General features: G+C 44.7%; 13 protein-coding genes. 11 read left to right on the top strand and 2 right to left on the bottom strand.

The window, feature by feature from the left end; genetic code table 11:
* Position 1: 1 nt before the first annotated feature.
* The 7 genes from H9L42_RS11395 (at position 2) to H9L42_RS11365 (ending at position 9,990) form a co-directional block, all read left to right on the top strand.
* Positions 2 to 1,291 carry an O-acetylhomoserine aminocarboxypropyltransferase/cysteine synthase family protein gene (locus tag H9L42_RS11395; protein ID WP_187303523.1) on the top strand — a complete coding sequence of 430 codons (1,290 nt, stop codon included), beginning with the start codon at positions 2 to 4 and terminating at the stop codon, positions 1,289 to 1,291.
* 30 nt (positions 1,292 to 1,321) lie between these two features.
* Positions 1,322 to 2,239, top strand: coding sequence for a homoserine O-acetyltransferase MetA (metA, locus tag H9L42_RS11390; RefSeq protein WP_187303522.1), 918 nt, complete (start codon positions 1,322 to 1,324; stop codon positions 2,237 to 2,239).
* Positions 2,240 to 2,639: 400 nt separating this feature from the next.
* Positions 2,640 to 3,026, top strand: coding sequence for a hypothetical protein (locus H9L42_RS11385; RefSeq protein ID WP_187303521.1), 387 nt, complete (start codon positions 2,640 to 2,642; stop codon positions 3,024 to 3,026).
* A gap of 207 nt (positions 3,027 to 3,233) precedes the next feature.
* Positions 3,234 to 5,183 (top strand): fructose-1,6-bisphosphatase, encoded by a 1,950-nt coding sequence (locus H9L42_RS11380; RefSeq protein ID WP_187303520.1) that lies wholly within the window; start codon positions 3,234 to 3,236, stop codon positions 5,181 to 5,183.
* Entirely contained in the window at positions 5,184 to 5,774 is a 591-nt protein-coding gene (locus H9L42_RS11375) for a methyltransferase family protein (RefSeq protein ID WP_187303519.1), read from the top strand.
* Positions 5,771 to 7,411 (top strand): GH3 domain-containing protein, encoded by a 1,641-nt coding sequence (locus H9L42_RS11370; RefSeq protein ID WP_187303518.1) that lies wholly within the window; start codon positions 5,771 to 5,773, stop codon positions 7,409 to 7,411. The genes H9L42_RS11375 and H9L42_RS11370 overlap by 4 nt, the downstream gene beginning before the upstream one ends.
* Positions 7,408 to 9,990: an HD domain-containing phosphohydrolase gene (locus H9L42_RS11365; protein ID WP_187303517.1), complete on the top strand. Its 2,583-nt coding sequence runs from the start codon at positions 7,408 to 7,410 to the stop codon at positions 9,988 to 9,990. The genes H9L42_RS11370 and H9L42_RS11365 overlap by 4 nt, the downstream gene beginning before the upstream one ends.
* 20 nt (positions 9,991 to 10,010) lie before the next feature.
* On the opposite strand, the gene H9L42_RS11360 is transcribed toward H9L42_RS11365, so the two are convergent.
* Entirely contained in the window at positions 10,011 to 10,709 is a 699-nt protein-coding gene (locus H9L42_RS11360; protein ID WP_187303516.1) for a Crp/Fnr family transcriptional regulator, read from the bottom strand.
* Between the two features lie 228 nt (positions 10,710 to 10,937).
* Here H9L42_RS11360 and H9L42_RS11355 point away from each other — a divergent pair, with 228 nt between their 5' ends.
* From H9L42_RS11355 to H9L42_RS11340, 4 genes are all read left to right on the top strand, one after another.
* Positions 10,938 to 11,249, top strand: a complete 312-nt coding sequence (locus H9L42_RS11355) for a hypothetical protein (protein WP_187303515.1) — start codon at positions 10,938 to 10,940, stop codon at positions 11,247 to 11,249.
* A 494-nt stretch (positions 11,250 to 11,743) separates the two neighbouring features.
* Positions 11,744 to 12,592, top strand: a complete 849-nt coding sequence (locus H9L42_RS11350) for a DUF6273 domain-containing protein (RefSeq protein ID WP_207734967.1) — start codon at positions 11,744 to 11,746, stop codon at positions 12,590 to 12,592.
* A 39-nt stretch (positions 12,593 to 12,631) separates the two neighbouring features.
* Entirely contained in the window at positions 12,632 to 13,144 is a 513-nt protein-coding gene (locus H9L42_RS11345) for a fibronectin type III domain-containing protein (RefSeq protein WP_346726316.1), read from the top strand.
* Between the two features lie 468 nt (positions 13,145 to 13,612).
* On the top strand, positions 13,613 to 14,017 hold the full coding sequence (locus tag H9L42_RS11340; protein WP_187303512.1) for a DarT ssDNA thymidine ADP-ribosyltransferase family protein: 405 nt from the start codon (positions 13,613 to 13,615) through the stop codon (positions 14,015 to 14,017).
* Here H9L42_RS11340 and H9L42_RS11335 read toward each other — a convergent pair.
* The coding region (locus H9L42_RS11335; protein ID WP_187303511.1) for a hypothetical protein at positions 14,014 to 14,256 on the bottom strand (243 nt) is incomplete at its 5' end. The genes H9L42_RS11340 and H9L42_RS11335 overlap by 4 nt on opposite strands.

Raw genomic sequence — 14,256 nt, 5'->3', positions numbered from 1 at the left:
TATGACAAAAGAAAGAAAAACCGCGTTTGAAACCAGATGCGTGCACGGCGCCTACAAGGCGAAGAGCGGAGAGCCTCAGGTGCTCCCTATCGTGCAGAATACAACTTACCGCTATTATAACGCGAAGGATGTAGCCGATCTTTTTGATTTAGAGAGTCCCAATTTTATGTATACCAGGCTGGGAAGCCCTACGGTGAAAGCGCTGGAAAACAAGATGGCGCTGCTGGAAGGAGGAACCGCCGGAATTGCCACTTCCTCCGGACAGGCGGCTACTCTGATTACGGTGCTGAACCTGTGTAACGCGGGGGATCATGTAATTTCCGCGTCCAACATCTACGGCGGCACCCACAATCTGTTGGGCGTTTCTCTGAAAAAACTGGGAATCGACGTGGACTTTGTGGATCAGGATCTTCCGGCGGAGGAAATTCTGAAGTTCGCCAGACCGAACACCAAGGCCGTATTCGGCGAGTCTCTTGGAAACCCCGCTCTGAGCGTTCTGGATTTTGAGAAGTTTTCAAAGGTCGCGAGGGAAATCGGAGTTCCGCTGGTTGTAGATAACACGCTGGCAACTCCGGCTTTATGCCGCCCCCTGGAACTGGGAGCCGATATCGTGATTCAGTCCACGACCAAGTACGCGGACGGACACGCCAGCTGCGTAGGCGGCGCGATTGTGGAGAGCGGAAAGTTTGACTGGGCCGCGTCGGATAAATTCCCGGGTCTGACCGAACCGGACGAAAGCTACCACGGACTGCGCTTTTATGAAAAGTTCGGTCCGACCGCCTTCTGCACGAGACTGACGGCAGTACTGGTACGGGATCTGGGCTGTCCGATGGCGCCGATGAACGCGTATCTGACTCATCAGGGGCTGCAGACGCTGCATATCCGTATGGAACGTCACTGTGAAAACGCCATGAAACTGGCAGAGCATCTGAAAGATCATCCGATGGTGGACTGGGTTGCTTATCCGGGTCTCAAAGGCGATAAGTACTATGAGCTGGCGCAGAAATATCTTCCCAAGGGACAGAGCGGCGTACTCTGCTTTGGCGTGAAGGGTGGAAAAGAGGCAGGAGAAAAATTCCTGGAGCATCTGGAACTGACCAGTATCGTTGTACATGTGGGCGATATCCGCACTTCTGTGCTGCACCCTGCCAGCACAACCCACAGACAGCTTTCGGAAGAGGAACAGATCGCGGCGGGAATCAGCCCGTCCCTGATTCGGGTATCGGTAGGTCTGGAAGCCATTGAAGACATTATCTATGACTTTGATCAGGCTCTCGATAAAGTGAAATAAACGGAAAACAGGAGGACACAAGAAGTATCAATGCCTTTAATCATACCGAACGAACTGCCTGCGGCAGAAGCGCTGCAGAATGAGAATATTTTTACCATGGAGCAGGCCAGGGCGACGACGCAGGATATCCGTCCGCTGAAAATCGTAATCGTCAATCTGATGCCGACTAAAATCGCCACAGAGACGCAGCTTGCCAGAGTGCTGGCAAACAGTCCGCTGCAGGTGGAGATGACTCTGGTGCAGATGGATTCCCATGAATCCACCCATATCTCCCAGGAGCATATGGATACGTTCTATAAGACTCTTGACGAGATTAAGCATGAATATTTTGACGGGATGATTCTGACCGGAGCGCCGGTGGAGCAGATGCCTTATGAGCAGGTGGACTACTGGAAGGAGCTATGCGAAATTTTTGAGTTCTGCAAGACGCATGTTTACAGCAATATGTTTATCTGCTGGGGGGCGCAGGCAGCGCTTTACTACTATTACGGAATCGACAAGCACCTGCTGGATCAGAAGGTGTTCGGCGTTTTCGAGCACCGGGTGACCAGAGCCCATAATCCGCTGATGAGGGGATTTGATTCGATCTTCTACGCTCCCCATTCCAGACATACGGAGATCTGGAAAGAGGATGTCCTGAAGCATCCGGAACTGCGGATTCTGGCAGAATCGCCGGAGGTCGGGCCTCATATCATTTCCACGGAAAACGGCCGGCAGATTTTCGTTCTCGGCCACCAGGAATACGATAAGGATACTCTGGCGGGAGAATATTTCCGCGATGTAAAAAAAGGACTGGACATCCAGGTCCCTGCCAACTATTTTAAGAACGATGATCCGGAGCAGGAGATCCTGTTCCGCTGGAGAGCCCACGCGAACCTGCTGTTCTCCAACTGGCTCAATTATTATGTATATCAGAACACTCCGTTCAATATTCGGGAGATCCGGTAAATACGTTGAAATTTCAATGGTTGAAACTATTGAAAAAATGATGGTGATTGTTGCCATTTATTGTAAATTATCGCTATTTGGTGTAAAAATGGCGTAAAAAACCATCCGGAATGGTGTACGAAGTTAACGCAAAAAAATGTAAAAAGGTGTATTAATTTAGTAGTAATTACCACCCATATTGATTTTGATATGATACCTCTAAAGTAGACAGATAAAATATAAAAATCTGTTACTTTGGAGGTGTTTTTTATAATGTCAAGTACGAAGGAGACATGGGTGCGAACATGATTGCCTTTCCGAAATCAGAATTGCGGATTTTGAAGCAAATTTTACTATATATTCCATATTTGGAAATTTAGATCTTAAAAACAAAGAGACGAAGGGAGAATTTTGGGGAAAAATGCAACTACTCGTTCCTTTTGCCCAAAATGTTCGCGCATCGCGCACCAAGCCCAGAATTTTTGCCAATTTATTCGCGCGCCGCAACTTCTGTTCCATAATTTCAGGGATTTGTTCTGAATTAAAATGGACAGGAATCTACAAGGAGATGAGAAATGATTCAAGAATTTATATTCAAGACAAATTAGCAAATCTCGCAGCACAGACAGAAATCCTGTGGAGTACGCTGGAAGCGATCCATGATGCAATGGAAGGGAAGCTCTGGGCGAACACCTTCGGGAAGCGGGGCGGGATGTTTGCCCGCTGGTTTCCTGATGTTTGCCCGCTGATTTCCTGCGGATTATCCACTGATTATCAGCGTAACTCCGCTTCCTTTCTCATGTTTTAAATTAGTTTCCAAATTATAGAAAGTTTGCGCGGCAGATTGCATATTTCTGCCAATTTGATATAATTTTATTATTGTAACCAATTCAAAATTGCGGCGAGATTTCAGTTATGTTACAATGTAAACAGAAGTCGGATTTTGATAGAATTCCGTAAAACAGGAAAAAATAATCAGATATTAGTATTTGGTGAAGGAGAAAAGAAAGAAATCATGATTGACGAGCAATTCCTGCGGCATCTGTCGAAGGATTATCCAAACATTAACGCGGCCTGCGCGGAGATTATTAACCTGAGCGCGATTCTGGCGCTGCCTAAGGGAACCGAGTATTTTTTAAGTGATCTGCATGGCGAGCATGAAGCGTTTATCCACATGTTAAAGAGCGCTTCCGGCGTCATCCACACAAAAGTGGATGAAATTTTCGGACCGGACCTTTCTCATGACGAACGGGACGCGCTGGCGGCTCTTGTGTACAACGCGGAGGCGGAACTGAAACGGAGAAAAGCTTCGGAGCGGGATTTTGACAAATGGTGTAAAGAAGCAATTTTCCAGCTTGTTGAAATCTGTAAATCGGTTTCTACGAAATATACGAGATCAAAGGTGCGCAAAAGGCTTCCGAAATATCTCGCGTATAGTATGGATGAGTTGCTGCATGCGGATGATGAGGCCAATAAAGCCCACTACTACAGTGAGATCATCAATTCTATTGTAGCGTGCGGTGTGGCGGAAGAATTCATCATCAAGATGGCAAATCTGATCAGCAACCTGGCGGTAGACAGACTGCATATCATCGGAGACATCTGGGACAGAGGCGCGCATCCGGACGCCATTATGGACTTTCTTCTCGATTACCATGACGTAGATTTTCAGTGGGGAAACCACGATATCGTTTGGATGGGCGCGGCGACAGGAAACTGGGCCTGCATTACAAACGTACTGCGGATGAACATCAGCTACAATAATTTTGATATGCTGGAAATCGGATACGGGATTAACCTGCGACCGCTGGCAGTCCTTGCTTCTACGATTTATGGGGATGACCCGTGTGAGTACTTTAAGCCGAAAATCCTTGATGAAAATAAATACGATCCGGTTGATCCGGAACTGGCGGCGAAGATGAATAAGGCCATCGCTATCTGCCAGTTCAAGGTAGAGGGACAGAGAATCATGGCCCATCCTGAATATAAACTGGAACACCGGATGCTGCTGGATAAAATTGATTATGGAAAGGGGACCATCGACATAAAAGGCGTGACTTATGAACTGAGGGACGCCAACTTCCCGACCATTGATCCGGAAAACCCCTATGAACTCACAAAAGAAGAAAAAGAAATGCTTCATTCCCTGGAAGCGTCCTTCCTTCAGAGTGAAAAGCTGCAAAAGCATATCCGTTTTCTTTACAGTCACGGAAGCTTGTACAAATGCATTAACGGCAACCTGCTGTTCCATGGCTGTATTCCGATGACCGCGGATGGGGAGTTCAAGGAGTGTACGGTAAACGGCGTTACGAAAAAGGGAAAGGATTACATGGATTACCTGGACGAACAGGTGAGAATGGCTTACTTTGTACCGGATGAATCCGAAGAGACGGGACGTTCCGGTGATATTATGTGGTATTTATGGCTCAGCAATAATTCCCCCTTGTTTGGAAAAGATCAGATGACGACTTTTGAACGGTGTTTCATTGCGGACAAAAAGACCCACAAAGAACATACGGCGGAATACTATTCTCTGATTAATGATAAAGTAATCTGTGAGAAGATTCTGGCGGAATTTGATCTGGATCCGAAGACTTCCCATATCTTAAACGGGCATGTGCCTGTAAAAATCAAAGACGGGGAGAGTCCGGTCAAGGGAGGCGGCAAACTGATTGTCATTGACGGAGGAATTTCAAAGGCTTATCAGAAACAGACCGGGATCGCGGGGTATACCTTTATCTTTAATTCCAGGTTTATGGCTCTTTCGGAGCACAAACCTTATGAGCCCCTTCAGGAAGATGGAACTCAGGTGTTCCATACGCCAAAGATTACGACCCTTGAGACACTTCCAAAGCGAATGACCGTACGGGATACAGACCAGGGAAAGGAACTGGAACGGGAAGTGGAGGAACTGAGAGCGCTAGTGAACGCGTATCGGACCGGACAGTTAAAGGAAAGTTTTTAAATGACAGACGGCGCATGTATCGCGGCGGGAGTGGTTGCCTTTCTTCTATTTGCAATTTATGATATTAATTCGGTAAAACAGAAATGCAAATGGATAAAATCGGCTTTTTTCATTGGGGCGCTGCTTTTGGCGACAGCGACAGGGATTCTAATGGTTCGGAACTGGGAGCGCGGAGGAATAGGAGGCGTTGGGCAGTGGGTTGCCCTGGTTTTGGCGGCAGTGTTCTTCATCCTTCTTATTTATACGCTGTTTTTTGCGATCCCATTCAGCGAAACTTATATAAAAAAAGATGGAGACCCTCAGGTGTGTGCAGAAGGAATGTACGCTTTGTGCCGACATCCGGGAGTATTGTGGTTTGTCGGTTTGTATATCTGCCTTGCCGCCGCTGTGCCGGAACCGTCCGTAATCCTTGCTGGAGTTATTTTTTGCGTGTGTAATTTACTGTATGTGATTGTACAGGATGTGTGGACATTCCCAAACTGCTTTGCAGACTATCGCAGTTACAAGAAGAAAGTGCCCTTTCTGATCCCTACAGGAAAGAGTATGTCTGAATGTATCAGAACCTTAAAAAGGGAAAGGAAACATGTATGAAATTCGAGGAAAAACTGAAGCAAAGCCGTGCCGAAGATATTTGGAATGAGTATTGCGGTTTTTTGGATTTGAATATTGACGAGTATATGAATATACAGAATCGCCTGATGGAAGAACAGTTGTCTTTGTGGACGGGTTCTCAGCTGGGAAAGAAGCTTTTAAAAGGAAAATCGATACATTCTGTAAAAGAACTGAGGGAATCGTTTCCTCTGACTACCTATGAAGATTATGCGGATGTTCTGCTTCAGAAACGGGGGGATATGCTTCCCGCGGAGCCGATTATCTGGATTCAGACCACCTGGGAAGGAGGCAAACATCCGATTAAGGTAGCTCCGTATACGGAAGGAATGCTCAATACCTATAAAAATAACATCCTTGCCTGTATGATTCTGTGTACCAGTACGGAAAAAATGCGGTTCAGCGCAAAGGCGGGCGACACCATGCTTTATGGTCTGGCGCCGCTTCCTTATGCTACCGGTCTTATGCCAAGGGCCCTTTGTGACGAAATTACAGTTGAGTTTCTGCCGCCTGTGGAGGAAGCGGAGAAGCTTTCCTTTTCCGAGAGAAATAAAAAGGGATTTAAAATGGGAATGTCCAGAGGGATTGACTTTTTTTTCGGATTGGGAAGTGTCGCGTACTATGTCAGCAGATCCCTTTCACAAATGGCTTCCAGCGAGAGCGGAAAAAACGGAAAGGGTTCTATACTCCATGTTTCTCCCAAAAGGCTGGCCCGATATCTGCGTGCAAAACGGATCTGCAAAAAAGAAGGCAGAGATATAATGCCAAAAGACTTGTTTGATTTGAAGGGTTTTATGGTAGCGGGGACAGATAACAACTGTTATAAAAATGAACTGGAAGAGCTTTGGGGAATACGGCCGATGGAACTGTTCGCGGGAACAGAGCCTTCCTGTATTGGAACGGAAACCTGGACGCGAGAAGGAATGTATTTTTTCCCGGACACTTGCTTTTACGAATTCATTCCGGAAGAGGAGATGAATAAGAATCTGGAAGACCCCTCTTATCAACCGAAGACCTGTCTGATGAACGAAGTTCTTGCCGGCGAAAAATATGAAATTGTGATTTCCGTTTTAAAGGGAGGAGCGTTTATGCGCTACCGGGTAGGAGATGTATACCGGTGCGTGGCTCTTGAAAGCAGCAAAGATCAGACAAAGCTTCCGCGTTTTCATTATATTGACCGAGTTGCGGATATTATTGATATCGCGGGGTTTACAAGAATATCCCAGAGCGCGATCCAGACTGTTGTGAATTTGTCGGGGCTGGATATCGAAGATTGGCTGGCTGTGAAAGAATATACGTCGGAAAATAAGCCGCGCATGCACATGTATGTAGAATTGAAACCGGATTCTCTTGTGAGCCGGGCGGTCAGCAGAGAAATTCTGAAAGAACATCTGACGGTTTATTTTAAATATGTGGATCATGACTATAAAGATTTAAAGCGGATTTTGGGCATGGATCCTCTTCAGATTACGATTCTGAAATGCGGTACATTTGCGGAGTATAATAAAACCTATCAGAAAAAGCTGAGGAAAATTAATCCGTCTATACGGGATGTGCGTAATCTAACCGCTTTGCAGAAAAATACTTATGAGTGGCAGCAAGGGAGGGCAGAACAATGAACAGTTATGTGTTTATTCCCGCAATTGCCCTCGGCGGCTATGGGATTTTTCTGTTTGCTTTCATGGCCGCAAGGAGAACGAAACTGAATAACGCGTTTATTCTGGTGCTGGTGCTGAGTGTTCTGTGGACCGGAGGTTCATTTTGTATGCGTATGCGTCTGTGGCCTTCAGAAAAGTTCTGGTATGATGTTTCCTTGTTTGGCCTTCTGATGATGGCATATGGCCTCTTCTATTTCGGACAGGCTTTTGTGGGAGAGAAAAAATCAAAACTGACTCCTGTATGGCTGGTGAGCCTGCTGCTCATCAATATCATTAATATTGCGACAGGATTTTTCCTGGAAGCGCCGAAGATGATTGAAAGCGGAGACGGGCAGGTGAGTTTTGTCTATCACGTGACATGGACGGTGGGAATCCTCTTTGCTGTGTGCGCGCTGATTCTGATCCATATGATGCTGCTGTTCCGAAAAAGTTACAGAACGGATGAAATCCGCAAAAGACAGCTGCGTCCGATCCTGCTGGGAATTTTGTGCCTTTTTATTGGACAGCTTTGTCTGTGTGTTCCTGTTTTCAAAGGATTTCCCATCGATGTTCTTTCCGCGTTTCTGATGGTCATTTTTATGAGTTACGCTTTGTACCGGCGGCGTCTGTTCAAACTGACTCTTTTGGTGTCAAAGGGAAGCTGCTATATTGTGGTAATGGCGATCGCGATTCTGCTCTTTTCGAATGTAATTGTCCCTTTGGCAAGCGTTATTCGTTCGATTTTGGGGAGGTACGCGGATAATTACATCCTGATTACGGCAGTTCTCTTTACCCTTCTGACTTTCTTGCTGTATTATGGGGTGAAAAAGTTTGTGGACGGCGTTTTCATCAAGGACGAACTGGTAAAATCCGATGCCCTGAAAGAGTTTAGTGAAAATGTTTCCCGGAGCCTTGAAATCAATCAGGTGCTGAAATATGTAACGGACGCGGTACGCCAGCTTCTTGGAGTGCAGAAAGTATTTATTTTCATTGCGGACAGCGATGGGAGCAGATATGATATCGCTTACAGCGCCAGTCCGCTGGACAGTAAACAAGTTTCTCTGAAAGCTTCCAATCCGATTGTTGTCTACCTGAAGCAAAAGTGTGATTTCCTTTTTATGGATGAGTTCCGATGTCTTACCGTTTACAAATCCATGTGGGAGAGCGAAAAAAAGCAGATTCGGGATCTGGGAGTTGAGGTGTTTCTGCCCCTTAGAGACGGAGATTTTCTGATTGGGTTTGTAGCGATTTCCGCAAAGGAAAAAAATGGACGATTTACATACGATGACATTGGCTTCTTATCCTCGATCAGCTCCATCGGATCCATCGCGGTTAAGAATTCCAGGCTGTACGAGAAAGCTTACGCGGAAGCCAGGACGGATGATCTGACCGGGCTTTTGAATCGAAAGTGTTTTTATCAAGTGCTTCAGGAAGAATTTGAAAAGAATAAAGACCGTTCCCTTGCGCTGATTATCCTCAACCTGGATGATTTCAAGCTTTACAATCAGCTTTACGGATACAGGGAAGGGGATCTGGCCCTTCAGCGGGTGGCTCGAATCATAACGGCCAGCGTGGGAAATAACGGATACACGGCGCGATACAGTGGGAAAGAGTTTGCTGTAATTCTCCCGGGATATGATCTGTTGTCTGCGAAAAATCTGGCGGAAAATATACGCAGGCAGATTATGGATATGAATAAGGCGGAAAAGGATTACACGCTGAAAGTTCTGACTGTCAGCGGAGGTATTTCCTCGTATCCTTATGCGGCAGGCAGTATGAAAGAACTGGTGGACAATGCGGATATGGCAGTCTACCAGGTGAAACGCAGAGGGAAAAATGCGATTATGCTGGCCCATGGAGGCAGCAGTAACGCGTTCTTGCCCGGAGATGAGGGGAGCGCGTACAAGCAGGATGCCTACTCGGAATACGCCTCAACGATCTATGCGCTGACTGCCGCCATTGACACCAAGGATCATTATACATTCAATCACTCGAAAAATGTCGCCTACTATGCGGCAAGCCTGGCCGCCGGAAATGATATGGGAGAGGACTTTGTGGAGCTGATACGGGAAGCGGGCCTTTTGCACGATATCGGAAAGATCGGGATTCCGGAAGATATTCTCAATAAGCCGGGAAAGCTGACGGATCAGGAGTATGAGATTATGAAAGGGCACGTAGAGAATTCCGTTGGGATTATCCGCCATCTTCCATCGCTGGATTATGTAATCCCTGCAGTCATCGGACATCACGAACGCTACGACGGAAAAGGATACCCGCGGAAAATTTCGGGAGAGGATATTCCTCTATCTGCCAGAATTTTGTGTATCGCAGATTCTTTTGACGCGATGGTTTCCCGAAGATCTTATAAAACCCCTTATTCTGTAGAATATGCTCTTGAAGAGATACAAAGGAAGAGAGGGAGCCAGTTTGATCCAAAGCTGGCGGACCTGTTTGTTCACCTTGTAGAGACGGGAGAAATTGTACCGAGAAAAGATCATGAACCGATGGAGCTGAGGGAAGACTCAGGAAAGAGAAAAGAAGTGGGGAAAAAGAAAAAGTAGCGACAGCGATATTAGCGATATTACCGCTGCTGCGGCAGGGAATGCTGCAGCAGCGATTTTAATGCGTCGCGATCTTTGACGGCGATTTTTCCACGGGACAGTGTGACCCACCCTTCTTCCGCGAAATAATTCAGCATGCGTGTAACAACTTCCCGAGCGCTTCCGACAAGCTTCGCGATCTGTTCATGGGTAATTTTTAATACATCCGTATCTCGCGCCGCGCTTTCCTCTAAAAGAAAGACAGCCAGCCTTTGATCGAACCGCATGAAAAGAATCTGCTGCATGGTCCACATAACGTCTGAAAAGCGCAGAGAAGCAGTTTTATATGCAAAAGCTTCGACATAAATGTTTTCTTTCATCAAACGGGAAAAGGCAGGCGCGCTAATCTGAAGCAGAGTGGTATCCGATACAGCTTCAATGTGAATGTCAAACGTGATGGACGGAAGGACACAGGCTGCGGACAGAACACAAACTTCTCCTTCCGAAATCCGGTAAAGCGTGACTTCTTTTCCTTCCTCCGAAATCAGAAAGATGCGGATCATTCCGGACTTGACAAGAAGGAGCCCGATACATTCAAACTCCGCGGTATGGATTGTTTGGTTTTTTTTATAGTCGCAAAGTGAGATGCTTTGCGAGAGAAACTGCTGCTCAGGAGCCGATAAATGGCTCCAGAAGGGGAGCTTGGCAGAAAGCAATTGCAGGTTATGATTGGTGTTCATGTATTTCTCCTTGATTTTTTTTAATTATACCACAGATGAAGCGGTATGGGGATTTACTACTGAGTCTTCTGAGAAAAATAAAAAGGCTTACCTTTTTTGAATCTGTTAGAGAGAATCTTCCGTCTAAGAGAGCGATGGCCGCAGTAATATGTGTTCTTGCATCTTTGACAGCCGAATTTGAGGAACGGATAGCCTTGGAATTATTGGAAAAAATAGTAAAGATAGGTGGTGAATGGAGATGAATTTGATGAAAAAGAAATATCTTATAGGTACAGTATTAAGTGCATTGGTATTATGTATAATGAGCCGATTTTTGTAGATCGGGATAAAGCATATAAGCAGCTTCTGGTTACCTGTAAAGAAGGGATTGAAGCCATTCAAGAAAAAGGCGATTTGCCGGAGATTTCGAAACATAATTTAGGCACCTATTCATCTGCAAGCATGGATGTAACAGATGAGATCTATGATCAAGAAACGGTACATCAGGCAGCTTTTGTCGGAATTTTTTACGATTTTTACTGCCATGGGGATGATCGATAAGAACAAACATGGAGCAGAGAATTTTATACTCAGAAGATATGAATACTGTTTGAAGATGCTGAATCTGCTGGAGGGAAAGGAGCGGCTTTTCGATACTCCACAAGATGAGATATACAGGTTGTAAAAAGGAACGGGTTGTTTGAACTGCTGCTGGTCTTGGGGCTGGCGGCAGTCTTTTTGTGTTCCGATGGATTGTATCCAGACTCTCAAATTGTGCGAAAGAAACGTGGCATACTGATAGAAAAGAAACAGAATTTGTGAAGAATATGTAGAAAAATACATAAAAACATCAAAAAAGTCTGGTTTGTTAACCTATGTTAATGCAGGAATCTGGAAAATGCGATACACTGAGATTAAGTATGTGAACAAGAGGATGATTGCGGAACAGAAAGTCATTCAAACGGTTCAAGTAGCATTAGGGAGAAACGGGAGAGAGGTTACCGTCGCTTAGGGATGCCGGAATCGAACGTCTTGAAGGAGGGAACCTCTTGAATATGAGTGTAGAGAAGAAATGGCATCGGTGGATAGCGATAGCGGTTGCGTTATTGATGCTGGTGACACTGGCGATGCCGATGAATGTATCGAAGGCCAGCGCGGCAACAACAAACCTGCAGAACCCAAGAACCGCATCGGACGGAATCGTCACCTGGGATTGCGTCTGGTTTGGACACTATCCACAGAGTTCGGATGGGAACGGTGGGTTCAATAACGACCCGATTAAATGGAGGGTGTTGTCGGTAGATGGTGATGAAGCATTGCTATTGGCCGATAAAAATTTAGAAAAAGATTTGATGTATAATACAGATGAAGGCGGTGGTGTTTGGAGTCGTTCCATTATTAGAAGCTGGCTTAATGGATATGGCAGTGATTATAATTCAGCAAAAGAAAATTTTACACAGAAAAATTTCATAGATGTGGCATTTAATGAACAAGAAAAGAACGCAATTTATGAGAAAAAGATTATGAATAATGCAGGACCTCATACTACTGATAAAGTTTTTTTACTTTCTGTAACAGAAGCAAAAAATAGTACCTATGGGTTCCCAGACACTCAGCAGAATACACCGACAAGAATTTCTAAAGACACAGATTATGTCAATTGGAAAATAGGAGACACAGCTAATAATGATACGTGGTGGCTACGTTCTTATGGTTCTGTGGAGGAGGCATCTGGTGCTGTATATGTTACAAAGAATGGTTTCATTGCAGAAGGAGGCACTTATGTTGCAATGTGTGATATTGGAGTAAGACCCGCTTTGCGTTTAAATCTAACCTCTAATCTCTGGTCTTATGCCGGGGCTGTGTCAAGTGACGGAACAATAGATGAAACCCCTCTACAATAACAAAAACCAACAACGCCAGTTGCAAGAAATTCTCAAACCATCACTGCAAAATCCGTTATAAAGACCTACGGAAATAAACCATTTAACCTGAACGCCAAAGCTAAAACAAAACTATCCTATAAGTCCAGCAACCCAAGAGTGGCAACCGTCAGCACCATCGGAAGAGTAACTTTGAAGGGGCCGGGTAAGGCAACTATCACGATCACAGCAGCGGCAACCAGCCAGTATAACGCTGCAACGAAAAGAATTACCATCACGGTAAAGCCGAAGAAAACTGTGGGTGTGAAAGTCAAAAAAGGCAAAAAACGTATGACCGTAAGCTGGAAACGAGACAACAAAGCGACCGGCTATCAGATTACATACGCCCAGAACAAAAAGTTCAAAAAAGGCAAAAAAAATATCACTATCAGCAAAAACAAGACGGTGAAGCGGACTATCAAAAAGCTGAAAGCGAGAAAAACATACTATGTGAAAGTCCGTGCATACAAGAAAGTCGGAAAGACAAAGATTTACGGTGATTACAGTAAAGTGAAGAAAGTTAAAGTAAGGTAAATTACGACCCAACACATTTTTATAGGCAGCCTCTTAGAAAGCCAGAAGCTTTTTGAGAAGCTGCTTTCTTTATCAAAAATACAATAAAATTCGTTTGATATAATGATAAAATGTTTCGATTAGAATTAAAATTGGAAGTGCCAAGCCATACTACTGCAGCAGCGATTGAAGAAGGATGGAAACGGAAGGAGGATCCTTCCGCGCCGAGATATTCGACGATGGAATCGCTTAAGGATGCCCGTGAAGTATAATGTGCAGTTTACCACACGATTTAAACAGGATTTAATTTGGAGGAGATAGAGGAGATAATAGATATGCAGGTTAAACAAACTTTTGAGAAGATGCTGACATATCTATTGGTTTCCATGGGACTCTATGATAAAATGACATAAAGAAATTATAACTGAGTAATCTAATAGGTAGAGGGGTGTAAAAATAAGCAAGATATCCTTGCTTAGGAGTAATATTATGAATTATGCCGAACTCTTTTTTCGTTTAACAAAAAAACGAGTGTTATATAATATAATGCCTATAAAAAATATCCCTACAGTGATTAAACATGGTATATTATCATACAACAATATTGATTTTCAACATGAATCCATTGCTGATCCAGATGTTCAAGAAAGACGAAATAAAACCATCCCAAATGGAAAGGAACTGCATTCCTATGTGAACTTATATTTTGATCCACGAAATCCTATGATGTATAGAAGGCGCGATCAGCACAATTTTTTATGTGTTCTTGCTGTTAATGCTCAAATATTAAATCTTAATGGAATCGTTATTTCTGATCAAAATGCAGCTAGAAACTGGCGGTGTCAAGTTGTTGTGGAGTTTTTGGTTGACAGATCCAAAATGATTATCATCTAGCTTAGCGGTATGCCTCTGTTCATGCTAAGGCTTCTGATCAGTGTCTGGGTTCCGCTGCTTCCATCGAAAACAGGCTCGCTCCTCTCAAATATGCTGAAATCAATCGCTCCCTCGCAGGCCTCCTCTATGATCCGTTCTGCATATTCACCATAGCTGCCTTTTCCTCTGTCTTTGTCCTTGAAATCCCTCGCTTCTATCTTTCCTCGGTTCTTTATGTATATCCTCTGCTTCGTCAGTTT

The organism is Zhenpiania hominis, from assembly GCF_014333425.1.
Taxonomy (GTDB): domain Bacteria; phylum Bacillota; class Clostridia; order Peptostreptococcales; family Anaerovoracaceae; genus Hominibacterium; species Hominibacterium hominis.
This window is presented reverse-complemented; position numbering and strand designations above follow the sequence as displayed.

Coding starts and splice junctions, on each gene's coding strand:
- H9L42_RS11395 (WP_187303523.1), top strand. CDS start 2: ATGACAAAAGAAAGAAAAACCGCGTTTGAAACCAGATGCGTGCACGGC.
- metA (WP_187303522.1), top strand. CDS start 1,322: ATGCCTTTAATCATACCGAACGAACTGCCTGCGGCAGAAGCGCTGCAG.
- H9L42_RS11370 (WP_187303518.1), top strand. CDS start 5,771: ATGAAATTCGAGGAAAAACTGAAGCAAAGCCGTGCCGAAGATATTTGG.
- H9L42_RS11365 (WP_187303517.1), top strand. CDS start 7,408: ATGAACAGTTATGTGTTTATTCCCGCAATTGCCCTCGGCGGCTATGGG.
- H9L42_RS11350 (WP_207734967.1), top strand. CDS start 11,744: ATGAGTGTAGAGAAGAAATGGCATCGGTGGATAGCGATAGCGGTTGCG.
- H9L42_RS11340 (WP_187303512.1), top strand. CDS start 13,613: ATGAATTATGCCGAACTCTTTTTTCGTTTAACAAAAAAACGAGTGTTA.
- H9L42_RS11375 (WP_187303519.1), top strand. CDS start 5,184: ATGACAGACGGCGCATGTATCGCGGCGGGAGTGGTTGCCTTTCTTCTA.
- H9L42_RS11385 (WP_187303521.1), top strand. CDS start 2,640: ATGCAACTACTCGTTCCTTTTGCCCAAAATGTTCGCGCATCGCGCACC.
- H9L42_RS11360 (WP_187303516.1), bottom strand. CDS start 10,709: ATGAACACCAATCATAACCTGCAATTGCTTTCTGCCAAGCTCCCCTTC.
- H9L42_RS11380 (WP_187303520.1), top strand. CDS start 3,234: ATGATTGACGAGCAATTCCTGCGGCATCTGTCGAAGGATTATCCAAAC.